This window comes from Enterobacter sp. PP-008-ECC_S150 (assembly GCF_045257065.1).
GTDB classification, from domain to species: Bacteria; Pseudomonadota; Gammaproteobacteria; order Enterobacterales; family Enterobacteriaceae; genus Enterobacter; species Enterobacter chengduensis.
In genome coordinates this window covers 20,338-46,147 of the sequence record NZ_JBJHHG010000006.1, presented here as the reverse complement: position 1 = coordinate 46,147, position 25,810 = coordinate 20,338, and the positions used below count along the sequence as shown (strand labels likewise).

The following is a 25,810-nucleotide window of genomic DNA, read 5'->3' as shown; positions in this document are numbered from 1 at the left end:
GCATTGTTGAGGTCGACTTAGATGAAAGGACAAGAAACCCGTGGTTTCCAGTCAGAAGTAAAACAGCTTCTGCACCTGATGATCCATTCCCTGTATTCCAACAAAGAAATTTTCCTGCGTGAGCTGATTTCCAACGCCTCGGATGCGGCGGACAAGCTGCGCTTCCGCGCGCTGTCTAACCCGGATCTGTACGAAGGCGACGGCGAGCTGCGCGTGCGCGTCTCGTTCAACAAAGAGAACCGCACTCTGACCATCGCCGATAACGGCATCGGGATGAACCGCGACGAGGTGATCGACCACCTCGGGACCATCGCCAAATCCGGCACCAAGGCGTTCCTCGAGTCCATGGGCTCTGACCAGGCGAAAGACAGCCAGCTCATCGGCCAGTTCGGTGTCGGCTTCTACTCGGCGTTCATCGTGGCGGATAAAGTCACCGTGCGCACCCGCGCGGCGGGCGACAGCGCCGAAAACGGCGTGCTGTGGGAATCCAAAGGGGAAGGCGAATACACCGTTGACGACATCACCAAGGCGGATCGCGGCACCGAGATCACTCTCCACCTGCGTGAAGGCGAAGACGATTTCCTGAACGACTGGCGCGTGCGCTCCATCATCAGCAAGTACTCCGACCACATCGCCCTGCCGGTTGAGATTGAAAAACAGGAAGAGAAAGACGGTGAAACCGTCGTTTCCTGGGAAAAAATCAACAAGGCGCAGGCGCTGTGGACGCGCAACAAGTCTGAAATTAAAGACGACGAATACAGCGAGTTCTACAAGCACATCGCCCACGACTTTACCGACCCGCTGACCTGGAGCCACAACCGTGTGGAAGGGAAGCAGGAGTACACCAGCCTGCTGTACATCCCGGCACAGGCGCCGTGGGACATGTGGAACCGCGATCACAAGCACGGCCTGAAGCTGTACGTGCAGCGCGTCTTCATCATGGACGACGCCGAGCAGTTCATGCCGAACTACCTGCGCTTCGTGCGCGGTCTGATAGACTCCAACGATCTGCCGCTGAACGTCTCGCGTGAAATTCTGCAGGACAGCACCGTCACCCGTAACCTGCGCAACGCCCTGACCAAACGTGCGCTGCAGATGCTGGAAAAACTGGCGAAGGACGATGCGGAAAAATATCAGACCTTCTGGAAACAGTTCGGCCTGGTGCTGAAGGAAGGTCCGGCGGAAGACACCGCGAACGTGGAAACCATCGCCAAACTGCTGCGCTTCGCCTCTACGCACGCCGACTCCTCCGCGCAGACCGTGTCGCTGGAAGAGTACGTCTCCCGCATGAAGGAAGGGCAGGAGAAGATCTACTACATCACCGCCGACAGCTACGCCGCGGCGAAGAGCAGTCCGCACCTGGAGCTGTTGCGCAAGAAAGGCATCGAAGTGCTGCTGCTGTCTGACCGCATCGACGAGTGGATGATGAACTACCTGACCGAGTTCGACGGTAAGGCGTTCCAGTCCGTAGCCAAAGCGGACGAGTCCATCGACAAGCTGGCGGATGAAGTGGACGAAAGCGCGAAAGAAGCCGAGAAGGCGCTGGAGCCGTTCGTTGAGCGCGTGAAAACCCTGCTGGGCGATCGCGTGAAAGAGGTGCGCTTCACGCACCGCCTGACGGATACCCCGGCGATTGTCACCACCGATGCTGACGAAATGAGCACCCAGATGGCGAAGCTGTTCGCCGCCGCGGGCCAGGCGATGCCGGAAGTGAAATATATCTTTGAGCTTAATCCGGATCATCCGCTGGTGAAACGCGCGGCGGATACCCAGGACGACGCCCGCTTTGCCGAGTGGGTCGAACTGCTGCTGGATCAGTCCCTGCTGGCCGAACGCGGCACGCTGGAAGATCCTAACCTGTTCATTAAACGTGTGAATGCGCTGCTGCTGGCGTAACTAAACACCTGCCCCTCACCCTGCCCTCTCCCCAAAGGGGAGAGGGTATAATCGTTCCCTCTCCCCTTTGGGGAGAGGGTTAGGGTGAGGGGGAATCAACCGCACTTCCTCAAATTATCTCCCCCCGTTAACCGTTTCAGCCTTCCTGCCTTCCTTGAGCGATGCCCGTTCTGGTGGTATTGTTTAGCGCTTTTGAAAAATTGAAACGACATTTGAGGGGATTTTCGCAATGCGTATTATTCTGCTTGGCGCTCCGGGCGCGGGTAAAGGAACTCAGGCTCAGTTCATCATGGAGAAATACGGTATTCCGCAAATCTCCACCGGTGATATGCTGCGCGCCGCTGTGAAATCTGGCTCCGAGCTGGGTAAACAGGCGAAAGACATCATGGACGCAGGCAAGCTGGTAACCGACGAGCTGGTGATTGCTCTGGTCAAAGAGCGCATTGCTCAGGAAGACTGCCGTAACGGTTTCCTGCTGGACGGCTTCCCACGCACCATTCCTCAGGCTGACGCCATGAAGGAAGCGGGCATCAACGTGGATTACGTTCTGGAGTTCGACGTACCGGACGAGCTGATCGTTGACCGCATCGTTGGCCGTCGCGTACACGCTGCTTCTGGCCGCGTTTACCACATCAAATTCAACCCGCCTAAGGTTGAAGGCAAAGACGACGTGACTGGCGAAGAGCTGACCACCCGTAAAGACGATCAGGAAGAGACCGTGCGCAAGCGCCTGGTGGAATACCATCAGATGACCGCACCGCTGATCGGCTACTACACCAAAGAAGCGCAGGCGGGTAACACCAAATACGCCAAAGTCGACGGTACCAAAGCCGTGGCTGACGTACGTGCAGAGCTGGAAAAAATCCTCGGCTAATTGCGCGCCTCTCACCCGGGTCCCCGGGTGAGAAATATTCTCATCTTACCTATTACAGCAATGGGTTTCGTTTAAACGCATTTCCGCTACAATTGACAACCTATCAAATGGTTAAGAGGCGTGAATGAGTCAGGCGAAAACCGGCATCCTGCTTGCCAATCTGGGCACTCCAGAAGCACCTACATCAGACGCGGTAAAACGCTACCTGCGACAATTTTTAAGCGACACGCGCGTGGTGGATTTTCCACGGCTGCTGTGGTGGCCGCTGCTGCGTGGCGTCATTCTGCCGATTCGTTCGCCGCGCGTCGCCAAACTCTATCAGTCCGTCTGGATGGAGGAGGGCTCGCCGCTGATGGTCTACAGCCGTCGCCAGGAAAAAGCGCTGGCCGCCCGCCTGCCGGATATGCCCGTCGCACTGGGCATGAGCTACGGCAAACCGTCCCTGGAAAGCGCGGTAGAATCCTTGCTGGCGCAGGGCGTGGACCATATCGTCGTGCTGGCGCTCTACCCGCAGTACTCCTGCTCCACGGTGGCCGCCGTCTGGGACGAGCTGGCGCGCATTCTGGCGACCCGTCGCCGCATTCCGGGCGTGACCTTTATTCGTGATTACGCCGATAACGATCTTTACATCCAGGCGCTTGCCAACAGCGCGCGCGCGTCGTTTGAAAAGCACGGCGAGCCGGATCTGCTGCTGCTCTCCTATCATGGGATCCCGCAGCGTTTCGCCAATGAAGGGGATGATTATCCGCAGCGCTGCCGCGATACCACGCGCGAGCTGGTTTCCGCCCTTGGCCTGCCGCCGGAGAAGGTAATGATGACCTTCCAGTCGCGCTTCGGCCGCGAGCCGTGGCTGACGCCGTACACCGATGAAACCCTCAAAATGCTGGGTGAGAAGGGCGTGAAGCACATTCAGGTGATGTCGCCGGGCTTCTCGGCAGACTGTCTGGAAACGCTGGAGGAGATCGCGGTGCAAAACCGGGAATTTTTCCTTGAGGCTGGCGGCGAAAAGTACGAGTACATTCCGGCGCTTAACGACTCGCCCGAACATATCGATATGATGGTTTCGCTGGTCACGAACAGCCGCTGATCGCACTCCGGGCCGGGTTTGTGCTACCATTCCCGGCCCATATTCTTCGCACAGTTCAGGCCATGAAATTTCCCGGTAAACGCAAATCCAAACACTACTTCCCCGTCGATGCCCGCGATCCGCTCCTGCAGCAAATCCAGCCAGAAAATGAAACCAGCGCGGCCTGGGTCGTCGGTATCGACCAGACGCTGGTGGACATTGAAGCGAAAGTGGATGACGCGTTTGTCGCCCGCTACGGTCTGAGCGCCGGGCACTCGCTGGTGATTGAGGATGACGTTGCCGAAGCCCTGTACCAGGAGCTGGTGCGTGAAAACCTGATTACCCATCAGTTTGCCGGGGGAACCATCGGCAATACCATGCATAACTACTCCGTGCTGGCAGACGACCGCTCGGTGCTGCTCGGCGTGATGTGCAGCAACATTGAAATCGGCGGCTATGCCTACCGCTATCTCTGCAACACCTCCAGCCGTACCGATCTTAACTACCTTCAGGGCGTTGACGGGCCGATTGGACGCTGCTTTACGCTGATCGGAGAATCCGGCGAGCGTACCTTTGCCATCAGCCCGGGTCACATGAACAAGCTGCGCGCCGAGAGTATTCCGGAAGAGGTCATCGCGGGCGCCTCGGCGCTGGTATTGACCTCCTACCTTGTGCGCTGCAAGCCCGGCGAGCCGATGCCGGAAGCGACCATGAAGGCGATTGAGTACGCCAAAAAGTACGATGTGCCGGTGGTACTCACGCTGGGCACCAAATTCGTGATTGCCGATAACCCAGAATGGTGGCAGGCCTTCCTGAAAGAGCACGTCTCGATTCTGGCGATGAACGAAGAAGAGGCCGAAGCGCTGACCGGCGAAAGCGATCCGCTGCTGGCGTCTGACAAAGCGCTGGACCGGGTAGATCTGGTGCTCTGCACCGCGGGTCCGGTTGGGCTGTATATGGCAGGCTTCACGGAAGAAGAGAGTAAACGCAAAACCCAGCACCCGCTGCTGCCGGGCGCGATCGCCGAGTTCAACCAGTACGAGTTCAGCCGCGGCATGCGTTACAAAGACTGCGTGAATCCGCTGCGGATCTACTCTCACATTGCGCCATACATGGGTGGCCCGGAGAAGATCATGAACACCAACGGCGCGGGCGACGGCGCGCTGGCCGCGCTGCTGCACGACATCACCGCGAACGCCTACCACAAAACCAACGTGCCGAACTCCAGCAAGCACAAGTTCAGCTGGCTGACCTATTCGTCGCTGGCGCAGGTGTGTAAGTACGCGAACCGCGTGAGCTATCAGGTGCTGAACCAGCACTCCCCGCGCTTAACGCGTGGTCTGCCGGAACGGGAAGACAGCCTCGAAGAGGCGTACTGGGATCGTTGATTGCTAAAAGAAAACCCCGGTGGCGCTACGCTTACCGGGGCTACCTGTAGGCCTGCTAAGCGTAGCGCCAGCAGGCTTTTTTTACCCCGTCACCGCCTCTTCAACCGGCGGTTTCTCCAGCAGCGTCAGCATCGTATTCGCAATCTCGCGTTCGCCCATCACCACCTTATCCGCGCCGCGCTCGGTAATGTACTCCACCTCGTCGTCATAGTGCGCCCGGGCGATAATCTCAATCGTTGGGCACTTCGCGCGCGCGGAAGCCACAATCTCACCCGCCTCATAGCCGTTCGGTATGGTCAGCAGCAGCCAGCGGGCGCAGTCCAGATGCGCCAGGTTCATGATCTCTTCGTTCGCCGCGTTGCCCAGCACCGCGCGGATACCGCGCTCGCGCAGCTCGTCGACGCGGGTGCGTGAGGTCTCAATCACCACCAGCGGAATCCCCTGCGCCATCAGCTTCTCGCCGAGGAGGCTACCGACGCGCCCAAAGCCCACCAGCAGGGCGTGGTTGCAAATATCGACCGGGATCTGCTTCTCTTCTTCGATGGCCTCTTCGAGGGTCTGTTCTTCCAGCGTTTCGGTTTTATCGAGGTATTTTTCCAGCAGGGCAAACAGCACCGGGTTCAGCATAATCGACAGGATCGCCCCCGCCAGCACCAGGTTTTGCCCCGCCTGAGGCAGCAGGTTCAGGGCCATACCCAGACCGGCCAGAATAAAGGCGAATTCGCCAATCTGCGCCAGGCTGGCAGCGATGGTCAGCGCCGTACGCGGGGAGTGGCCAAACATGCGTACCAGGAAGAAGGCAGCGAGCGACTTACCAAAAATGATGATCGCCAGCGTGCCCATCACGGCCAGCGGCTGCTGGATCAGCACCAGCGGATCGAACAGCATCCCGACGGAGACGAAGAACAGCACGGCAAACGCATCGCGCAGCGGCAGCGTGTCGTGCGCCGCGCGGTGGCTCAGCTCGGATTCGTTCAGCACCATCCCGGCAAAGAAGGCGCCCAGGGCAAAGGAAACGTCAAACAGCTCAACGGCACCAAACGCGATGCCCAGCGCCAGCGCCAGCACGGAGAGGGTAAACAGCTCGCGGGAGCCGGTCGCCGCGCTGCGGGACATGATCCACGGCACCAGGCGGCGTCCTACCAGCATCATGATGGCGATAAACGCCACCACCTTACCGATGGTGATGCTCATATCCAGCGCCAGCGAGGCGAAGCCGACGTTGTCTTTTTCCATCATCCCGGCGACGGCCGGCAGCAGCACCAGCGTCAGGACCATGACCAGGTCTTCAACAATCAGCCAGCCAATCGCAATTTGCCCGCGCTGGCTGTCTATCAGCTGTCTCTCCTCAAGCGCGCGCAGCAGCACCACGGTACTGGCGGTTGAGAGACACAGCCCAAATACGATACCGGTCATTAGCGACCAGCCCAGCACCGCCGAAAGCGCCATTCCCAGCAGCGTCGCCACCCCAATCTGGGCGATCGCTCCCGGTATGGCAATCGACTTTACCGCCATCAAATCCTTCAGGGAAAAATGCAGGCCGACGCCAAACATCAGCAGAATCACGCCCAATTCCGCCAGTTCAGGGGCCAGTTTGGTATCCGCGACGAAGCCTGGCGTGAACGGTCCCGCCAGCACACCTGCCAGCAGATAGCCGACAAGAGGAGAAATACGCAGTTTATTGGCAATCATGCCGAGGATAAAAGCGAGCACAAGTCCACCAACAATGGTGGTGATAAGCGGTGTGGCGTGGTGCATTCCGTCTCCTTTCGTTGTGGGTGTTCCTTTTTGGTGAAAAACCAAAAAACCGAGTAATAGTTTATGACAATTTTTCCCCTTATGTTTATGAATAATTGTTGAAGTTTGAATAAAACGGCAATATGCGCCTAAAAAAGCGCATTTTGATAAATTCAGCGAGAGGGGAAAGAAGAAACCCTTATGGCATAAGGGTGTCAGGCAGCCAAAGTCACACTTTGGCTGCCCGTAATTTACGCTTTGTGGCGGTTATCAGGCAGGAATATGGTCAACATCCCAAGAAGTGGCAGGAAAGCGCAGATTTTATAAACCAGGAAGATGCTGGTGTGATCCGCAACCATACCTAACACCGCTGCACCCAGCCCGCCCATGCCGAAGGCGAAACCGAAAAACAGCCCGGAAACCATACCGATACGGCCCGGCAGCAGCTCCTGGGCATAGACCAGAATGGCGGAAAACGCGGAGGCGAGGATAAAACCAATAATAACGGTTAAAATTCCCGTCCATTCAAGGCTGGCGTACGGCAAAATGAGGGTAAAGGGCGCCACGCCGAGGATAGAGCCCCAAATAACATATTTACGCCCAATCTTATCCCCCACAGGCCCGCCAATGACCGTACCGGCGGCGACGGCGAACAGGAAGGCAAACAGGTGGATCTGCGCGTTTTGTACCGATAATCCGAATTTTTGCATCAGATAAAAGGTGTAATAGCTGCTGATGCTCGCCATATAGAAGTATTTCGAGAAAATCAGCACCAGCAGCACGGAAACGGCCAGAATAACCTTATTGCGCGGGAGGGGATTGATAACCTTCGCTTTAGGTTTCCCTTTATTTACCCGATGCTGCGCGGCGTACCAGCGGCTGATCTGCGCCAGCACGATAATCGCCAGCAGCGCGGCCAGCACAAACCACGCCACGTTGCCTTTGCCGTACGGGGCGATAATCACCGCCGCCAGCAGCGGGCCGAGGGAGCTGCCGAAGTTACCGCCCACCTGGAAAAGCGACTGCGCCAACCCGTGACGGCCACCGGAGGCCATGCGCGCCACGCGAGAGGACTCAGGGTGGAAGACGGACGAGCCGGTGCCCACCAGCGCGGCGGCGATCAGCACGGCTTCAAAACTTCCGGCCATGGACAGCAGCACCAGCCCGCTTAGGGTAAAGCACATGCCGATTGGCAATGACCACGGCATCGGGTATTTATCCGTCCAGTAGCCCACCACCGGCTGCAGCAGCGAGGAAGCCAGCTGGAAGGTCAGGGTGATCATCCCGATCTGCACAAAGGTTAACGAAAACTCGGATTGCAGCAGCGGATAAATAGCCAGAATCAACGACTGGATCATGTCGTTGAGCAGGTGCGAAAGGCTGATTGCGCCTAATACTTTAAAGGAGGTGCGCGACGCCGGTGCGCCCGGAACGGGCTGGGTTGATTCACTGATTGCCATAGAGAGAAGTACCACGTCTGTAGTTATTAGCGATGCAGGGTGTAATTATTATCCGACTAACATACCCGCCTGCGACATTTGAAGAAAGTCGCAATTATGAAAACTTATTTGTCTATTATTGTGAGTCACTGTAATTTCTGCCTTTGTCTATGGGTCAGGGAGAGAGAAGATGAAGTTAATGAAGCGGGGCGTCGCGCTGGCGCTCATTGCGGCGTGGGGGCTGGTAAGCCTGCCCGCGCAGGCGTATGAAAAAGACAAAACCTATAAAATTACCATTCTGCATACCAACGACCACCACGGCCATTTCTGGCGCAGCGAATACGGCGAATACGGCCTGTCGGCGCAAAAAACGCTGGTGGACGGCATTCGCAAAGAGGTGGCTGCCCAGGGCGGCAGCGTGCTGCTGCTGTCGGGGGGCGATATCAATACCGGCGTGCCGGAATCTGACCTGCAGGACGCGGAGCCGGACTTTCGCGGCATGAACCTGATTGGCTACGACGCGATGGCCGTGGGTAACCACGAGTTTGATAACCCGCTGACCGTGCTGCGTCAGCAGGAGAAATGGGCTAAATTCCCGTTCCTTTCCGCCAATATTTACCAGAAAAGTACCGGTGAACGCCTGTTTAAGCCGTGGGCGCTGTTTAAGCGTCAGGATCTGAAGATCGCGGTGATTGGCTTAACCACCGACGATACGGCGAAAATCGGCAACCCTGAGTTCTTCACCGATATCGAATTCCGCAAGCCAGCAGACGAAGCGAAGCTGGTGATTCAGGAATTGCAGCAGAATGAGAAGCCGGACGTGATTATCGCCACCACGCACATGGGGCACTACGACAACGGCGAGCACGGCTCTAACGCGCCCGGCGACGTGGAGATGGCGCGCAGCCTGCCTGCGGGCTCGCTGGCGATGATTGTGGGTGGTCACTCACAGGATCCGGTCTGCATGGCCTCGGAGAACAAAAAGCAGGTGGACTACGTGCCGGGCACGCCTTGCGCGCCGGACCGTCAGAACGGTATCTGGATTGTGCAGGCGCACGAGTGGGGCAAATACGTGGGCCGGGCGGACTTTGAGTTCCGTAACGGCGAGATGAAGCTGGTGCGCTATCAGCTCATTCCGGTCAACCTGAAGAAGAAAGTGACCTATCCGGACGGGAAAAGTGAGCGCGTACTTTACACGCCAGAGATCGCTGAAAACCAGCAGATGCTCTCCCTGCTAACGCCGTTCCAGAACAAAGGCAAGGCGCAGCTGGACGTGAAAATCGGCACGCTGAACGGTCGTCTGGAGGGGGACCGCAGTAAGGTTCGCTTCGTGCAGACCAACATGGGTCATCTGGTGCTGGCAGCGCAGATGGCGCGCACCGGCGCGGATTTTGGCGTAATGAGCGGGGGCGGCATTCGTGACTCCATCGAAGGCGGAAACATTACCTATAAGGACGTCCTGAAGGTGCAGCCGTTTGGTAACCTGGTGGTCTATGCCGACATGAGCGGGAAAGAGGCCATTGACTACCTGACCGCAGTGGCGCAGATGAAGCCGGATTCCGGGGCCTATCCGCAGTTTGCCAACGTCAGCTTCGTGGCGAAAGACGGCAAGCTTAACGATCTTAAGATCAAAGGCGAACCGGTCGATCCGGCCAAAACCTATCGTCTGGCGACCTTAAGCTTTAACGCCACCGGCGGCGACGGCTATCCTCATATTGATAACAAACCGGGCTACGTGAATACCGGCTTTATCGACGCGGAAGTGCTGAAGCAGTTTATCGAGCAAAATTCGCCAATTGACGTGAACGCGTATGAGCCGAAGGGTGAGGTGAGCTGGCAGTAGTGGGGGGCTGTTGCCGGGTGGCGGCTACGCCTTACCCGGCCTACATTCGAATCGTAGGCCCGGTAAGCGCAGCGCCACCGGGCAATTTTCTCAATCCCGGCGCGCAATATCCGCAAACTTCGCGTCCAGCATTTTTGCCAGATCGCCCGCGGCCAGCTCAATATCCAGCCCGCGTTTGCCGCCGGATATAAAGATGGTGTCAAATTCCTGGGAAGGGGCATCGATCAGCGTCGGCAGGCGTTTTTTCTGCCCGAGCGGGCTGATCCCGCCCACCAGGTATCCCGTGGTGCGTTGCGCCACCATCGGATCCGCCATATCCACCTTCTTCGCCCCCAGCGCTTTGGCGACTTTCTTCAGATCCAGCTGTCCCGCCACCGGGGTCACCGCCACGGCGAGATGTTTCATGTCGCCATTCACCGCAACCAGCAGCGTTTTATAAACCTGGTCAGCGTTCAGCCCCAGCTTGCGCACCACTTCATCACCAAAGTTGGTTTCATTCGGATCGTGATCGTAGGTGTGGATCCGGAAAGAAATATTGTTTTTTTCGAGTAATTTAACGGCGGGAGTCATAGCTATCCTTCTTACGACAGACCAATCATGCCAACAGCATACGCCTGACGTTTGTCTAAAAAATAGCACCATCTTGCGCAATAGTATTGGCAGTGATGGTCACTTTGAGCGACAATCGGCTCAACCGAAGGTCTCCTTCGGCATAATAAAAACGATGAAATTCCTCTTTGACGGGCCAATAGAAATATTGGCCATTTTTTTTATTTCAGCAGCGACGGCAAATTCCCTTCTCCGTACAAATGTAGCGCCCCGACCGCCACCACGTAATGCCCCGCAGGTAACGCGTGCAGCGTCTCCCGCCAGGCTTTGTTGCGCGCGTTCATCAGCACATCATACAGCGATTCGCTGAACGTCGACGGTAACGCCAGCTTGCCGTCTTCAGGCGGCGTATCGAGCCACCAGCCAATCATGGTCTGCAGCAGCCGCGCGTTGGTGTGCCAGTGGGTTAGGGTGTCATCCAGCAGCATCAGACCGTCGTCGGGAAGCTGCCGCAGGAGCGCAATCTGGCTGTCCGTTCCTTCCAGCTCGACGATCGGCAGGCTGCGCGCCCTTGCCACGTTCAGCAGCTGATAATCAATGCCGTAGTCACCGCGCAGGCCCAGACGCTGCGCCTGCGTGGCCTGCAGCACCATCGCAATTTGCCAGAGCGGCAGGGCGTCAATCATGGAGAGCGAGACGCCGGTTTCGTCGGCGACGCGCGTCAGTTCCGCCAGACGGGCTTCGTCCAGACGTTCCGCCAGCGGGAGATCGCTCTCAAGCCCGGCAAACGGCGACTCGTGGCCCGAAATGTCCGCCTCAACGACCAGCGCGTCGGCGTGTTTCAGCAGTTTAATCAGGCCGGGCGGCAGGGGAGACATATCCTGCGTACCCATATGAATGCTGCCGACCAGGTGCAGGTGCTGCCCGCCGGGAAGCGAGATATCCAGGCCGGGCCAGGCGTAACGGCGAGGAAAGAGGGCGCGAAACGAGGTTTTTATACGATTAAACAGGCCCATACGCGCTCCATGAACGGAAAGGTTCATGCTAGCGCGTACGGGTACAAGGTTCAATCCTTCGGTGTAAACCGCAGCAGCCGGTTGGCGTTGCTGACCACGGTGATGGAGGAGAGCGCCATCGCCGCACCCGCGACCACCGGATTAAGCAGCGTGCCGGTGAGCGGCCACAAAATACCGGCCGCAATCGGGATGCCGAGCGAGTTATAGATAAACGCCCCGAGCAGGTTCTGCTTCATGTTGCGCAACGTGGCTTTCGAAATGGCCAGCGCGTCGGCGACGCCCATCAGGCTGTGGCGCATCAGCGTGATGGCCGCGGTTTCAATGGCGACATCGCTCCCGCCCCCCATCGCAACCCCCACGTCCGCCTGGGCCAGCGCCGGGGCGTCGTTGATGCCGTCGCCGACCATCGCCACCTGACGGCCCTGGCTTTGCAGCGTCTTGATGGCGTCCGCCTTACCGTCCGGCAGGACGCCCGCAATGACCTCATCAATACCGGCTTCTTTCGCAATGGCGTTAGCCGTCGTCGGGTTATCGCCGGTCAGCATCACCAGACTGTAGCCCGCACGGTGCAGGCGCCGCAGGGCGTCCACGCTGTCCTGACGAAGCGGATCGCGCACGGCCAGCAGCGCGGCGGCTTTGCCATCTACCGCCAGCAGAACCGGGGTGGCCCCCTGAGACGCCTGCGCCTTCAGCTCGCTCGCCAGCGCGGCGGTATCAATGCCGTTTTCATGGAGCAATGCCTGGTTGCCCAGCAGCAGCGCGTGGCCTTCGGCTTCACCGCTGACGCCGAGCCCGCGCAGGGTGCGGAAATTGCTCACCGGCGGCAGGGCAGACGCATGCGCTTTATCGAGGATGGCGCGCGCCAGCGGGTGGCTGGAGCCTTGCTCCAGCGCGGCGGCGAGGCGCAGCGCGTCCGCTTCCGCAATACCGACGGTCGTAACGGCCACCACCTGCGGTTTGCCTTCGGTCAGCGTGCCGGTTTTATCGAACACCAGCGTGTCGAGGGTGCTGGCCCGCTGCAGCGCGTCCGCATCCCGCACCAGCACGCCAAATTCAGCCGCGCGGCCGACGCCGGAGATAATCGACATCGGGGTCGCCAGGCCAAGAGCGCAGGGACAGGCGATGATCAATACGGTGGTGGCGATCACCAGGGTGTAAACAATCTGCGGCGCGGGGCCGAAGAAGTACCAGATCGCCGCGCTCAGCAGGGCAATGCCGACGACCACCGGCACAAAAATGGCCGAGATCCTGTCAGCAAGCTGGCCAATCTCCGGCTTGCTGCTCTGCGCCTGGCGCACCATGCGGATAATACGCGACAGCGTCGTGTGGCTGCCGACGGCGCTGGCGGTAAACAGCACGCTGCCGTCCTGTACCACCGTACCGGCATGGACGGCGTCGCCGTCGGATTTCTGCTGGGGGATAGGCTCGCCGGTCAGCATCGCTTCATCCAGCCAGGCCTCGCCCTGGGTTATTTTTCCGTCAACGGGCACGCGGTCGCCGGTGGTCAGACGCAGCGTCATGCCGGGCTGAACCTCCGCCAGCGGAACGCTTTTTTCCCCCTCGTCCGTGACCACGCGGGCCGTCGGCGGGGTCAAATCCAGTAACCGTTCCAGCGCCTTCGAGGAGCGCTGGCGGGCGCGGGCTTCCAGCATATGGCCCAGGTTTATCAGGCCGATAATCATCGCGCTCGCTTCATAATAGAGATGGCGCGCCTCCATCGGGAACCACTGGGGCCAGACGTTGACGCTCATCGAATAGAGCCACGCCGCGCCGGTACCGAGGGCGACCAGGGTATCCATCGTCGCGGTGCGGTTTTTCAGGCTCTTCCAGGCGCTGGTATAGAAATGTCCGCCCGCGAACACCATCACCGCGAGGGTTATCAGGCCAATCACCAGCCACAGCGTGCGGTTGTCGTCGGTGACCATCATGTTGTCGCCGAGCATGCCCCACACCATCACCGGAATCCCCACCAGCAGGGCGAAAATCGCCTGCCAGCGGAAGCGCTTCATGGTGGCGATAGCCGTTTCCTGCTGGCGCTCGCGGCGTTCGGCATCATCTTCGATGGCCTCCGCGCCGTAGCCCGCTTTCTCAACGGCCTGGACTAATTCTGCGGCGGAGGCGCTGCCCATCACCAGCGCAGTACGCTCCGCAAGATTGACCCGTGCCTGCGCGACGCCCGGTACGGCCTGCAAGGCGTTTTGTACCCGGGAGACGCAGCTGGCGCAGCTCATGCCGTTGATCAGCAGCTGTTGGCTGTCATCAATATCATCCGCTGCCGGAAGCTCAGGAGTGGCCGCTGTCAGTGCTTCCGACGGGGACGATGACTCTGCCAGCGGTTTAGCCTTTGGGTGGCTTAGCTCCGCCCCATAACCCGCTTGTTTAATGGTATCGATCAGCGCATCCGCGCTGGCGCTGCCGGTGACGGCGGCATGGTCGATCGTCACGTCAGCGCTTTCAACATCAGGACGCTGTTCCAGGCTTTCTTTAACGCGTTTGACGCAGTGGCCGCAGGAGAGGCCGTCCAGCGTCAGGTCAATAGTGTGAGACATAACAAAACTCCCGTATAATGAACTGGTCAGTAGTTGACCGGAGTAACGCTTTTCGCTAACTGTTATGAAGGTTAAACCTTCCATCAAGGGGAAGGTCAAGGGGGAATTGTGAATATCAGTGACGTGGCAAAAAAAACCGGCTTAACCAGCAAGGCGATTCGCTTTTATGAAGAGAAGGGGCTGGTTACGCCGCCGCTGCGCAGCGAAAACGGCTACCGCAGCTATACGAAACTGCACATTGATGAGCTGACGCTGCTGCGCCAGGCCAGGCAGGTCGGGTTTAATCTGGAAGAGTGCGGCGAGCTGGTTAACCTGTTTAACGATCCAAAGCGCCACAGCGCCGACGTCAAAAAACGCACGCTGGAAAAGGTGGCAGAGATTGAACGCCACATTACCGAGCTGCAGGCGATGCGCGAACAGCTGCTGCAGCTCGCGGAGTCCTGTCCGGGGGATGACAGCGCCGACTGCCCGATTATCGACAATCTTGCCGGCTGCTGCCACCGCAAAACCCTCGCCTAGCAGGCTTTCACCCGCAGGGTAATGCCTTCCACCGCAATGACCTCAACCCGCGTGCCGGCGCTGAGGTCGTCGTCGGCCACCACCGGCCACGAGCTGTCGCCCACGCGCATGTGACCGCGCCCGTTCACCAGCGCGCTGTCGAGCGTAAAACGCTTGCCGACAATCTGCTGCCCGCGCTGGTTGAGATGGGCATCGACCGGTTTCTGCTCGTTTACCCGTCGGTTAAGCCATCGCCACCACAGCCACGCGGCCACCAGCGTCAGCACGGCAAACAGCGCGCCCTGCCACGCCCAGTCCAGCGGAAGGATCCAGACCAGAATACCCGTAATGACCGCGGCGACACCGCTCCAGAGCAGGTAGCCATTGCCGCCCAGCATCTCCGCCGCCAGCAGTAAGCCACCGAGGCTTAGCCAGAAGGCATGGGGATGTGCAACAATCAGCTCAATCATTTTTTACGCTCGTTTCCGCTGTCTTTAATCAGTTCGGCAATACCGGCGATAGAGCCCATCAGGCTGCTGGCATCCAGCGGCATCATCACCACTTTGCTGTTGTTCGCGGAGCCAATCTGCTTCAGCGCGTCGGTATATTTTTGCGCGACGAAGTAGTTCACGGCCTGAATATCACCGGCGGCAATGGCTTCTGAAACCATCTGGGTGGCGCGGGCTTCCGCCTCTGCGGAACGTTCACGCGCTTCTGCCTGCAGGAAGGCGGACTGACGATCGCCTTCCGCTTTGAGGATCTGCGACTGTTTTTCCCCCTCGGCTTTGAGGATTTCAGCCTGACGCACCCCCTCGGCCTCCAGAATATAGGCGCGCTTGGTTCGCTCGGCCTTCATCTGGGCGTTCATGGAGGCGATCAGCTCCGCAGGCGGGCGCACGTCGCGGATCTCAATACGGGTAACTTTGATCCCCCACGGGTTGGTGGCCTCATCGACAATGTGCAGCAGGCGGGTGTTGATGCTGTCGCGCTGGGAAAGCATCTCGTCCAGCTCCATCGAGCCGAGCACGGTTCGGATGTTGGTCATCGTCAGGTTAACGATCGCCAGCTCCAGGTTGCTGACCTCATAGGCCGCTTTCGGCGCGTCAATCACCTGAATAAAGCAGACCGCATCGATGGTGACGTTGGCGTTATCCTTGGAGATCACCTCTTGGGAAGGAATGTCCAGCACCTGTTCCATCATGTTGATCTTGCGACCAATGCGGTCCATGAACGGAACAATCAGGCTTAAGCCCGGCTGGAGCGTGTTGGTGTAGCGACCGAAGCGCTCAACGGTCCACTGATAGCCCTGCGGGACAATTTTGACCCCTGCGCCGACAATGACCAGCGCGACGAAAATAAGAACGGGAACAACGATAAGCATAAAAACCTCCTGTTTTGCATGCTGTGACAGAAATGAAATCACTTTTTGTTGATCCTAAGTATACGAGGAAAGTCGCTTTACTATCACTCCTCGCCGTAAACTACTGCTCATTATTGGGATAAAGGCAGAAAATAACATGAAGGATAACAGCGCGGTGTTAACCCTCGAGGACGTGGGCTACCGCACAGGCGGCACCACCATTTTGAACAATGTCAGTTTTAGCCTCTTGCCGGGCGAGTTTCGACTGATTACCGGCCCTTCGGGCTGCGGGAAAAGTACGCTGCTTAAAATCATTGCGTCGCTGCTCACGCCAACGTCGGGAAAAATCGTCTTTGAAGGGAAGGATATTGCAACGCTCTCACCGGAGACCTACCGCCAGCAGGTCTCTTATTCGGTGCAAACGCCGAGCCTGTTCGACAGCACGGTGTATGACAACCTGATTTTCCCGTGGCAAATCCGGCACAAAACGCCCGATCCTGAACGGTTTTCCGCCGATCTGGCGCGCTTTAATCTGCCGCCGGACACCCTGACCAAGTCCGTTTCCGAACTGTCGGGCGGTGAAAAGCAGCGGGTCTCGCTGATCCGCAACCTGCAGTTTTTGCCGAAGGTGTTACTGCTGGACGAAATTACCAGCGCGCTCGACGATGCTAACAAGCGCAACGTCAACGAGATAATCCATCGCTACGCCCGGGAGCAGAACATTGCCGTGCTGTGGGTGACGCACGACGCTAGCGAAATAACCCATGCGGATGACGCGATCGCGCTCCAGCCGCACGGCGGAAAAATGCAGGAGGCCAACCGTGGGTGAGCATAATATTACGAACGAATCTCTGGCGTTTTCGATGGTGCTGGTGCTGATCGCGATTGTGGTCAGCTACCGGGAAAAGCTGGGGCTGGAAAAAGATATCGTGTGGAGCATCTGCCGGGCGGTGATTCAGCTCATCATCGTCGGCTATGTGCTTAAGTATATTTTCAACGTCAACCACGCGGTGCTGACGCTGCTGATGGTGCTCTTTATCTGCTTTAACGCGGCGTGGAACGCGCAAAAACGCAGTAAATACATTGATAAGGCGTTTATCTCGTCGTTAATCGCCATTACCACCGGGACGGCGCTCACGCTGGCGGTGCTGGTGTTCTCAGGCTCGATTGCGTTTACGCCGATGCAGGTTATCCCTATCTCCGGGATGATTGCGGGCAACGCCATGGTGGCCGTTGGGCTGTGCTATAACAACCTCGGACAGCGCTTCAGCAGCGAACAGCAGCAGCTGCAGGAGAAACTCAGCCTGGGGGCGACCCCGAAAGTGGCTTCCGCGCGGCTGATCCGTGAGAGCATTCGCTCATCGCTGATCCCGACGGTCGATTCCGCCAAAACGGTGGGGCTGGTGAGCCTGCCGGGCATGATGTCGGGGCTGATTTTTGCCGGTATCGATCCGGTAAAAGCGATCAAGTATCAGATCATGGTGACGTTTATGCTGCTTTCTACGGCAAGCCTCTCCACCATCATTGCCTGCTACCTGACCTATCGGAAGTTCTACAACGCGCGCCACCAGCTGGTGGTGACGCAGTTGAAAAACGCGCGCTGATTGTGCCGGGCGGCACTGCGTTTGCCCGGCCTACGATTCGTGCTTTTGTAGGCCCGGTAAGGCGAAGCCGCCACCGGGCAAAGTGCATCAATATAACAGCGCGTACAGCTGACGCCGATACTTCGACGCCAGCGCGTCCCCGGTGCCCAGCGCGGCCAGAATCTCCTGGAACATTTTGCGCGCCTGGCCGTCTGCGGCGGCTAAATCTTTTTGCAGATGGCTGAACAGCAGCTCAAGCGCCTCTTCGTTACGCCCCACCTGGTGGAGCTGCAGCGCCAGCTGGCTTGCCAGCGCGGCGTCCGCCGGGTTGTCGGCAACCTGCTGCTGCAGCTGCTGAATTTCCGGGGTGTCCGCCGCCTGCTTCAGCAGCTCAATCTGGGCAACCAGACCCTGATAGCGGGTGTCCTGATCCTGCAGCGGAACCGTTCTGAGCACCGCCTCGGCGTCTTCTGAACGGTGCAGGGCGATCTGCGTCTCCGCCAGCAGCAGGCCAATCTGGCTGTTCTGATTCGACAGCTGCCACGCCTCTTTCAGCAGCGGCAGCGCCTCGCCGTATTTGCCTTCCTGCATCAGCGCCATGCCTTCCTGCGCTTTCAGCTCCTCTTCGCGCGGCAGCACTTTATCCAGCAGGGCGCGGATAGCCTCTTCCGGCTGCGGCCCCTGGAAGCCGTCAACAGGCTGACCGTTCTGGAACAGATAGACGGTTGGGATGGCGCGCAGACCAAACTGAGACGCCACCATCGGCTCGGCGTCGCAGTCCAGCTTCGCGAGAATGAACTGACCGTTGTACTGGGCAGCAAGGCTTTCCAGCACCGGCGTCAGCTGCAGACAGTGCTGGCTGCGTTCTGACCAGAAGTAGAACAGAACCGGTTTGGTCATCGACTGTTCAAGGGTCTGTTGCAGGTTTGCTTCAGTGATATTGACGATATTCTGTACGGACATGCGGCTTTCTCTTTTGTCGGTTTGTTCTTTACATGGGGATGCGCGTCGTCGCTTCAACTCAGCCGTGTAAAATTTTGTCCATTATCCGGCCCGGCAGCAGGCGTTTTAACCAGCCTACGGCATGGGTGACCAGCGTCACCGGATAGCGCATTTTAGGATGTTCACTCTCAAAAGCATGGCGCACTTTGGCCACCACCGCTTCGGGCCCGAGGGTAAAGCGTGCGGCAATGCCGGGGTTCTCGACCGGTTTGTCCGCCTGCGTCTGGTTCACGTTTTCGGTAAAGCGGGTGCGGATCGGGCCGGGTTCAATCAGGCTGACCTTAATGCCGCTGTGGCGTAGCTCCATGCGCAGGGCGTCGGACCAGGCCTCCAGCGCATATTTGCTGGCGGCATAGGCGCCGCGGCCCGGGGTGGAAATCAGCCCCATCACCGACGACGTCATTACGATACGCCCTTCACCGTGGGGCAGCATCGCGGGGAGCAGGCGCATGGTGAGCTGATGGACGCCGAAGAAGTTGGTCGAAAACTGCTTCTCCAGCGTGTCGCGGGAGAGGGTATCCAGCGGGCCATACACGCCGTAGCCGGCGTTATTAAAAAGCCCGTACAGACGGTTGCCGGTCAGGGCGATCACCTCATCGGCGGCGCGCTCAACGCTCTCCGGCGAGTCCATATCCAGCAACACGCCGGTAAAGCCCAGCCCGTTCATGCGTTCGACATCGTCGGGTTTGCGGCAGGCCGCCAGCACCCGAAACCCCTGACGCTTCAGTTCGAGCGCGCTTTCCAGGCCGATTCCGCTGGAACATCCTGTAATTAAGACCGATTTTTGCATAACTTTACCTGTCAGGATCTCCGCTTAATCAGGAGTCATGTTTAACTAAAGGAGCCAGCCGCGTTGCCATCCAGTCGGCAATAAACGGCTGAGCATCGCGATTGGGGTGGATCCCGTCGTCTTGCATCCACTGGGGTTTGAGATAGACCTCTTCCATGAAAAATGGCAGCAGCGGAATATCAAACTCTTTGGCAAGCTTAGGGTAGATCGCGCTAAAGGCTTCATTATACCGACGACCGTAGTTGGCGGGCAGGCGAATTTGCATCAGCAGCGGCTGGGCGTTTGCCGCCTTGATGTCCTGCAAAATGGTGCGCAGCGTCTGTTCCGTCTGCTGAGGCTGGAAACCGCGCAATCCATCATTGCCGCCAAGCTCCACCAGCACCCAGCGCGGCTGATGCTGTTTGAGCAGTGCAGGCAGGCGCGACAGGCCCTGCTGCGAGGTATCGCCGCTGATGCTGGCGTTGACTACCGTCGTTTTGCTCTGCCATTTGTCGTTGAGCAGAGCGGGCCAGGCCGCGCTGGCCGCCATGCGATAGCCCGCGCTCAGGCTATCGCCCAGAACCAGTAACGTGTCCGCTGCCGCCGCGCGGAAAGTCATCAGAATCAAAAACAGGAAGGGCAAATGCCAGCGGAAAACAGTGTTGAAGTTCATCATCTTAAGAAGTCCGTCGGTCAGGGGGAACACGAGCTTTCCATCCTTACCGGAGTTGAACTCGTTGTCAAACGCGCTGAAACCCTCGCGCTGATTGGCGAGTCCGGTTCCGGCAAGTCCACGCTGCTGGCGATTCTTGCCGGTCTGGACGACGGCAGCAGCGGCGAGGTCCACCTTGTCGGGCAGCCGCTGCACCAGCTTGATGAAGAGGCGCGGGCCGCGCTGCGCGCGCGTCACGTTGGTTTTGTCTTTCAGTCCTTTATGCTGATCCCGACCCTGAACGCGCTGGAAAACGTCGAGCTTCCGGCGCTGCTACGCGGTGAAAGCAGCCGTGAAAGCCGCGCTCACGCGAAGGCGCTGCTGGAACAGCTCGGACTGGGTAAACGTCTTGACCATCTTCCCGCCCAGCTCTCCGGCGGGGAGCAGCAGCGCGTGGCGCTGGCGCGGGCCTTTAACGGCCGCCCGGAAGTGCTGTTTGCCGATGAGCCCACCGGCAACCTTGACCGTAAAACCGGAGACCGAATTGCCGACCTGCTGTTTTCGCTCAACCGCGAGCACGGCACCACGCTTATCCTCGTGACCCACGATCCGCAGCTGGCCGCACGCTGCGACCGCCGACTGCGGCTGGTCAACGGTACGCTTCAGGAGGAGGCATGATTACCCGCTGGTTCTGGCGCGAGTGGCGCTCCCCCTCGCTGCTGATTGTCTGGCTGGCGCTAAGCCTGGCGGTGGCCTGCGTGCTGGCGCTCGGCAGCGTCAGCGACCGCATGGAAAAAGGGCTCAGCCAGCAGAGTCGCGAGTTTATGGCCGGGGATCGGACCCTGCAAAGCTCCCGTCCCGTGCCGCCGGGCTGGATTGAAGAAGCGCGTAAAGAAGGGCTCAAGGTGGGGGAGCAGATTACCTTCCAGACCATGACGTTTGCGGGCGACACGCCGCAGCTGGCGAGCGTCAAGGCCGTGGATGACGTCTACCCGATGTACGGCGAACTGCAAACCAGCCCGCCGGGGCTAAAACCCGCGCCCGGCACGGTGCTGCTGGCATCGCGTCTGATGGCGCTGCTGAACCTGAAACCCGGTGACAGTATTGACGTCGGCGATGCCACGCTGAAAATCGCCGGGGAAGTGGTGCAGGAGCCTGACTCCGGGTTTAACCCGTTCCAGCTCGCGCCGCGTCTGCTGATGAACACGGCGGACGTTGCGGCTACCCACGCCGTACAGCCGGGCAGCCGCGTCACCTGGCGCTATAAGTTTGGCGGCACGCCTGCCCAGCTGGACGCGTATGAGAAATGGCTGCTGCCGCAGCTAAAACCGGAGCACCGCTGGTACGGGCTGGAGCAGGACGAAGGGGCGCTGGGTAAATCTCTCGAACGTTCTCAGCAGTTCCTGCTGCTGTCGGCACTCTTAACCCTGCTGCTGGCGGTGGCGGCGGTGGCCGTGGCGATGGGGCACTACTGCCGCAGCCGTTACGACCTGGTGGCGATCCTCAAAACCCTGGGCGCGGGCAGGGCGCAGCTGCGCAAGCTGATTGTTGGCCAGTGGCTGATGCTGCTGGCCCTGTCGGCGCTGACCGGCGGAATAATGGGGCTGCTGTTCGAAAAACTGCTGATGGTAATGCTGAAGCCGGTGCTCCCGGCCGCGTTGCCCCCCGCCAGCCTCTGGCCGTGGCTGTGGGCGATGGGCGCGATGACGGTGATTTCGCTGCTGGTGGGGCTACGGCCTTACCGCCTGCTGCTTGCCACGCAGCCGCTGCGCGTGCTTCGCAACGACGTGGTGGCGAACGTCTGGCCGCTGAGGTTCTACCTGCCGGTGATTATCGCGGTGGCGGTAGGGCTGCTGGCCTGGCTGATGGGCGGCAGCACGCTGCTGTGGGCGGTGCTGGCTGGGGCGGTTGTGCTGGCGCTGCTGTGCGGCGTGCTGGGCTGGATACTGCTCAACGTCCTGAAACGCCTGGCCGTGAAATCCCTGCCCGTGCGCCTGGCGATCAACCGCCTGCTGCACCAGCCCTGGTCTACGCTCAGCCAGCTGTCGGCCTTTTCGCTGTCGTTTATGCTGCTGGCGCTGCTGCTGGTGTTGCGCGGCGATCTGCTCGACCGCTGGCAGCAGCAGCTGCCGCCGGAAAGCCCGAACTATTTCCTGATCAATATCGCGCCTGAGCAGGTTGCGCCGCTAAAGGCTTTCCTCTCTGAGCATCACATCATCCCTGAGTCGTTCTATCCCATCGTTCGCGCGCGTCTGACGCAGATCGACGGTCAGCCAACGGAGGGGAACAAGGACGAGTCGCTTAACCGCGAGCTTAACCTGACCTGGCAGGAGAAACGCCCTGACCACAACCCGATCGCCGCCGGCACCTGGCCGCCGAAAGCGGGGGAAGTGTCGATGGAAGAGGGGCTGGCGACGCGCCTGAACGTGAAGCTGGGAGACAGCGTCACCTTTACCGGCGATACCCAGGATTTTACCGCCAAAGTCACCAGCCTGCGTAAAGTCGACTGGGAAAGCCTGCGGCCCAACTTCTTCTTTATCTTCCCGCCGGGCGCGCTGGACGGACAGCCGCAGAGCTGGCTGACCAGCTTCCGCTGGGAAAACGGCAACGGCATGCTGACCCAGCTAAACCGGGAATTCCCCACGGTCAGCCTGCTGGATATCGGCGCGATCCTGAAGCAGGTGGGGCAGGTGCTGGAGCAGGTGAGCCGGGCGCTGGAGGTGATGGTGGTGCTGGTGACGATCTGCGGCGTGCTGTTGCTGCTGGCCCAGGTGCAGGTAGGCATGCGCCAGCGCCATCAGGAGCTGATAGTTTACCGCACGCTGGGGGCCGGTAAGCGGCTGCTGCGAATGACGCTCTGGAGCGAGTTCGCCCTGCTGGGGCTGGTGGCGGGTTTAGTGGCGGCCATTGGTGCCGAGACGGCGCTGGGGGTGCTGCAGACAAAGGTCTTCGACTTCCCGTGGGAGCCTGACTGGCGTCTCTGGCTGACCCTGCCTCTGTGCGGCGCGGGGCTGCTTTCTCTCTGCGGCGGCTGGCTCGGTACGCGGCTGCTGAAGGGCAAAGCCCTGTTCCGTCAGTTTGTGAATTGATTCGATGTAGTGATAATGACGCACCGGATAGACCTGCCGGTGCGTCATGTTTAAATGGCACAAAGTGATAATACCCACTCATTTAGTAGCACAAAACATTAAAAACCCGACCACACAGCCCGATTATTTCCAGTTAATATTCACCCGCTAAATATTTAGCAGCGTGTCTATTAAGGAAAAATAATGACTATAAAAAAATCAGCGCTGGCGGCAACGATCGGCGCGGCAGTGGCATTGACTACCTTCGCTTCTCAGGCGGAAATTACCGTTCTTAAGCAGGATCCGCAGGCGGGTAACCCGCTGAGCCGCCTGAACTTCACCGTTGGCGGCAGTATTCGTCCTCAGTTCCAGAACATGACCGGCAACGACGGTAAAAACAGCTACAAGCGTAACGGCTTTGACGGCGGCACCCGCTTCCGTTTCGCAGCCGATTACTACCTGTTTGATGACATCAGCTGGATAAGCTACTACGAGCTGGGTGTGAACATCCCTGCGGTGTTCAACTGGGATAACCACTATGCCAACGGCGCTCACGACACCACGCGTCGTATGCTCTACACCGGTCTGAAGAGCGACACCTGGGGTACGCTGACCTTCGGTCAACAGAACAGCGTGTACTATGATGTGGTGGGCGCGAAAACCGATATCTGGGACTACGACATGATCGCTCAGGCACCGGGTAACGGGATCAACGGCGACTACGACGGTTCTTACCGTTCACGCCAGATGCTGAAATACAAGAAAACCGTGGGCGATGCCGACATCTATGCATCCTACCTGTTTGAAGACAGCGAATACCTGCCGGGCAACGGCCTGCGCTACAAGCGTAAAGGCGGCGGCTCGCTGGGTCTGGACTACCACCTGACCACCGATCTGACCTGGGGCGCCGCGTGGAACTACACCCGCGCCGACATGCGTAACCCGGACAACGGCGACAGCAAAACCTACGACCAGAACATCCTCGGTACCGCGCTGAGCTGGACGCCGGACAACTGGACCTTCTCCGCAGGCGGCGGCTGGTACCAGAACTTCCTGACCACCAAAAAAGTGTCTGTTAACGACTACTTCGCGGGCGACGCGTGGGGCATTGAGTACTTCGCAGGGTACAAATTCCCAATCGGTCAGTACGCGGTGAAATCCATCCAGCCTTACTTCATGGGTGACCGCATTGAGTACGTAAATGGCCGTAACTACCAGCGCATCGATAACGGCGTGGGTATCAGCTTCCAGCTGGATTACGGTTTCCGCGTGGATTACGAACACGTGTTCACCTCCAGCACCGACAACCTGGGCGACATGAACCTGGTGCGTCTGCGTTACGACTTCTAAGCCGTCTGTTCCCCGGTGGCGCTGCGCTTACCGGGGCTACAAAAGCACGCGTAGGCCGGGTAAGGCACAGCCGCCACCCGGCTTTCTTTTAGTTATTAAGCCAGTCAGCAACCTCGCCGTACGTCCCGCGATACACAATCTTCTCCGCCTTTTTCTCCAGCTGATAGCCGTACATCGGGTCGTAATAGTCGTTCAGCAGCGGCACAAGCCAGCTAAAGTGCGCCTCAGTGCTTCCGGAACGCTGTTGTTCCAGCAGCGCGAAATCCAATAAAGCAGTAAATTCCGCAAAGCGCTGCAGCCCCAGACGGCGGCGAATGGCGAACAGGCCGTGGTGCAGATACGCGCTGTACTCCTTCCAGCCCGCCTCTTCCCCGTAGGCCGCAGAAAAGTCCGCCCACATATGGTCGAAATACTCTTCGCGCAGGCGCTCAAGACGGACGTCAAACGGATCTTCGACGACAACGATAGGGGCTTCAGTCATGCGGTCGCGCAGGCACTCCGGCAGGTGGTTGGAGCCAATCATCCGGCCCTCGTCTTCCAGCACCCAGCGCGCGGCATCTTTTTTCAGCAGCCCGACGGCAAGGTGATTTTCAAAGCTGGCCTGGGAGAGCTGCGGGGTGAGCGTGCGGCCAAACGACGAACCGCGGTGGTGCGCCAGCCCTTCCAGATCGATACCCTGCGCGTGCTGCTTCACCAGCAGGGTTTTCCCGTTTCCGGTACAGCCGCCGATAAGCACCATCGGCTTTTGCGACTGCTCAATCGTCACCTGAATCGCCGTCTGGCGCAGGGCCTTATAGCCGCCGCGGATGAGCGGGTAGTCGACACCCGCCGCTTTTAGCCAGGCCTGCGAGATATGCGAGCGCTGACCGCCGCGCGCGCAGCAGAGAAAGCCCTCAGGATGGGCCAGGCTGGCGTCCCGCCAGGCGTTGATGCGTGCCTCGCGCGTCTCGCCGCTCACCAGACGGTGGCCGAGCGCCAGCGCGGCCTCGGGGCCCTGACGTTTATAGCAGGTGCCGACGGCGGCGCGTTCGTCGTCGTTCATTAACGGCAGGTTAAGGGCGGCGGGCATCGCGCCCTGGGCAAATTCGATCGGCGCGCGAACGTCGATTAAAGGGGTATCAGACGCGAGGATAGCGCGATAGTCCGTTCCATCGTTCATGGTTATTCCAGA

Annotated in this window: 22 protein-coding genes; 11 read left to right on the top strand and 11 right to left on the bottom strand. The window is 59.1% G+C overall.

The genetic code is table 11. The features are described from left to right. The first annotated feature begins 21 nt into the window (after positions 1 to 21). From htpG to ACJBF3_RS08665, 4 genes are all read left to right on the top strand, one after another. Positions 22 to 1,896 carry a molecular chaperone HtpG gene (gene htpG, locus ACJBF3_RS08680; RefSeq protein ID WP_045328402.1) on the top strand — a complete coding sequence of 625 codons (1,875 nt, stop codon included), beginning with the start codon at positions 22 to 24 and terminating at the stop codon, positions 1,894 to 1,896. Between the two features lie 229 nt (positions 1,897 to 2,125). Beyond that, positions 2,126 to 2,770 carry an adenylate kinase gene (gene adk / locus ACJBF3_RS08675; RefSeq protein WP_006809841.1) on the top strand — a complete coding sequence of 215 codons (645 nt, stop codon included), beginning with the start codon at positions 2,126 to 2,128 and terminating at the stop codon, positions 2,768 to 2,770. A gap of 124 nt (positions 2,771 to 2,894) precedes the next feature. Next, a complete protein-coding gene (gene hemH / locus ACJBF3_RS08670; RefSeq protein ID WP_032661468.1) occupies positions 2,895 to 3,857 on the top strand; it encodes a ferrochelatase in 963 nt (320 codons plus the stop codon). A gap of 62 nt (positions 3,858 to 3,919) precedes the next feature. Further along, positions 3,920 to 5,224: an inosine/guanosine kinase gene (locus tag ACJBF3_RS08665; RefSeq protein WP_406544936.1), complete on the top strand. Its 1,305-nt coding sequence runs from the start codon at positions 3,920 to 3,922 to the stop codon at positions 5,222 to 5,224. 81 nt (positions 5,225 to 5,305) lie between these two features. Here the strand turns inward: ACJBF3_RS08665 and ybaL are convergent, their stop codons facing one another. Continuing rightward, positions 5,306 to 6,982: a YbaL family putative K(+) efflux transporter gene (gene ybaL, locus ACJBF3_RS08660; protein ID WP_045328405.1), complete on the bottom strand. Its 1,677-nt coding sequence runs from the start codon at positions 6,980 to 6,982 to the stop codon at positions 5,306 to 5,308. A gap of 230 nt (positions 6,983 to 7,212) precedes the next feature. Then, a complete protein-coding gene (locus tag ACJBF3_RS08655; RefSeq protein ID WP_045328407.1) occupies positions 7,213 to 8,421 on the bottom strand; it encodes an MFS transporter in 1,209 nt (402 codons plus the stop codon). A 169-nt stretch (positions 8,422 to 8,590) separates the two neighbouring features. Here ACJBF3_RS08655 and ushA point away from each other — a divergent pair, with 169 nt between their 5' ends. Beyond that, positions 8,591 to 10,243 carry a bifunctional UDP-sugar hydrolase/5'-nucleotidase UshA gene (gene ushA, locus ACJBF3_RS08650; protein WP_045328409.1) on the top strand — a complete coding sequence of 551 codons (1,653 nt, stop codon included), beginning with the start codon at positions 8,591 to 8,593 and terminating at the stop codon, positions 10,241 to 10,243. Between the two features lie 90 nt (positions 10,244 to 10,333). On the opposite strand, the gene ybaK is transcribed toward ushA, so the two are convergent. The 3 genes from ybaK to copA all read right to left on the bottom strand — a co-directional run bounded on the left by ybaK (position 10,334) and on the right by copA (position 14,357). Further along, entirely contained in the window at positions 10,334 to 10,813 is a 480-nt protein-coding gene (ybaK, locus tag ACJBF3_RS08645) for a Cys-tRNA(Pro)/Cys-tRNA(Cys) deacylase YbaK (RefSeq protein ID WP_023343509.1), read from the bottom strand. Between the two features lie 200 nt (positions 10,814 to 11,013). After that, positions 11,014 to 11,808 carry a TraB/GumN family protein gene (locus ACJBF3_RS08640; protein ID WP_045328411.1) on the bottom strand — a complete coding sequence of 265 codons (795 nt, stop codon included), beginning with the start codon at positions 11,806 to 11,808 and terminating at the stop codon, positions 11,014 to 11,016. A 50-nt stretch (positions 11,809 to 11,858) separates the two neighbouring features. Next, positions 11,859 to 14,357, bottom strand: a complete 2,499-nt coding sequence (copA, locus tag ACJBF3_RS08635; RefSeq protein WP_045328413.1) for a copper-exporting P-type ATPase CopA — start codon at positions 14,355 to 14,357, stop codon at positions 11,859 to 11,861. 108 nt (positions 14,358 to 14,465) lie between these two features. Here copA and cueR point away from each other — a divergent pair, with 108 nt between their 5' ends. Further along, a complete protein-coding gene (gene cueR, locus ACJBF3_RS08630; protein WP_045328414.1) occupies positions 14,466 to 14,876 on the top strand; it encodes a Cu(I)-responsive transcriptional regulator in 411 nt (136 codons plus the stop codon). Here cueR and ACJBF3_RS08625 read toward each other — a convergent pair. Both ACJBF3_RS08625 and ACJBF3_RS08620 read right to left on the bottom strand, forming a co-directional pair. Next, positions 14,873 to 15,325 carry an NfeD family protein gene (locus ACJBF3_RS08625; protein WP_045328416.1) on the bottom strand — a complete coding sequence of 151 codons (453 nt, stop codon included), beginning with the start codon at positions 15,323 to 15,325 and terminating at the stop codon, positions 14,873 to 14,875. The genes cueR and ACJBF3_RS08625 overlap by 4 nt on opposite strands. Then, positions 15,322 to 16,236, bottom strand: coding sequence for an SPFH domain-containing protein (locus ACJBF3_RS08620; protein ID WP_024906863.1), 915 nt, complete (start codon positions 16,234 to 16,236; stop codon positions 15,322 to 15,324). The genes ACJBF3_RS08625 and ACJBF3_RS08620 overlap by 4 nt, the downstream gene beginning before the upstream one ends. A gap of 136 nt (positions 16,237 to 16,372) precedes the next feature. Between ACJBF3_RS08620 and fetA the strand changes: the two genes are divergently transcribed. After that, positions 16,373 to 17,044 carry an iron efflux ABC transporter ATP-binding subunit FetA gene (gene fetA, locus ACJBF3_RS08615; protein WP_045328418.1) on the top strand — a complete coding sequence of 224 codons (672 nt, stop codon included), beginning with the start codon at positions 16,373 to 16,375 and terminating at the stop codon, positions 17,042 to 17,044. Then, a complete protein-coding gene (fetB, locus tag ACJBF3_RS08610; RefSeq protein WP_045328420.1) occupies positions 17,037 to 17,819 on the top strand; it encodes an iron efflux ABC transporter permease subunit FetB in 783 nt (260 codons plus the stop codon). The genes fetA and fetB overlap by 8 nt, the downstream gene beginning before the upstream one ends. Positions 17,820 to 17,906: 87 nt before the next feature. On the opposite strand, the gene ACJBF3_RS08605 is transcribed toward fetB, so the two are convergent. The 3 genes from ACJBF3_RS08605 to tesA are packed head-to-tail and all read right to left on the bottom strand — an operon-like array spanning position 17,907 to position 20,242. Continuing rightward, complete coding sequence (locus ACJBF3_RS08605) at positions 17,907 to 18,761, bottom strand: co-chaperone YbbN (RefSeq protein ID WP_406544932.1); 855 nt, start codon at positions 18,759 to 18,761, stop codon at positions 17,907 to 17,909. 58 nt (positions 18,762 to 18,819) lie between these two features. Next, positions 18,820 to 19,590 carry an SDR family oxidoreductase gene (locus ACJBF3_RS08600; protein WP_045328423.1) on the bottom strand — a complete coding sequence of 257 codons (771 nt, stop codon included), beginning with the start codon at positions 19,588 to 19,590 and terminating at the stop codon, positions 18,820 to 18,822. 28 nt (positions 19,591 to 19,618) lie between these two features. After that, positions 19,619 to 20,242, bottom strand: a complete 624-nt coding sequence (tesA, locus tag ACJBF3_RS08595; protein WP_045328426.1) for a multifunctional acyl-CoA thioesterase I/protease I/lysophospholipase L1 — start codon at positions 20,240 to 20,242, stop codon at positions 19,619 to 19,621. On the opposite strand from tesA, the gene ybbA reads away from it, so the two are divergent. From ybbA to ACJBF3_RS08580, 3 genes are all read left to right on the top strand, one after another. After that, the gene (gene ybbA / locus ACJBF3_RS08590; protein ID WP_045328428.1) at positions 20,213 to 20,899 is read left to right on the top strand and encodes a putative ABC transporter ATP-binding protein YbbA; all 687 of its coding nucleotides are present in this window, start codon (positions 20,213 to 20,215) and stop codon (positions 20,897 to 20,899) included. The genes tesA and ybbA overlap by 30 nt on opposite strands. After that, positions 20,896 to 23,310, top strand: coding sequence for a putative ABC transporter permease subunit YbbP (gene ybbP / locus ACJBF3_RS08585; RefSeq protein ID WP_045328429.1), 2,415 nt, complete (start codon positions 20,896 to 20,898; stop codon positions 23,308 to 23,310). Before ybbA ends, ybbP begins: the two co-directional genes overlap by 4 nt. Before the next feature lie 183 nt (positions 23,311 to 23,493). After that, positions 23,494 to 24,639: a porin gene (locus ACJBF3_RS08580; protein WP_045328431.1), complete on the top strand. Its 1,146-nt coding sequence runs from the start codon at positions 23,494 to 23,496 to the stop codon at positions 24,637 to 24,639. Between the two features lie 88 nt (positions 24,640 to 24,727). On the opposite strand, the gene mnmH is transcribed toward ACJBF3_RS08580, so the two are convergent. Beyond that, complete coding sequence (gene mnmH, locus ACJBF3_RS08575) at positions 24,728 to 25,798, bottom strand: tRNA 2-selenouridine(34) synthase MnmH (protein ID WP_045328433.1); 1,071 nt, start codon at positions 25,796 to 25,798, stop codon at positions 24,728 to 24,730. Positions 25,799 to 25,810: the final 12 nt, after the last annotated feature.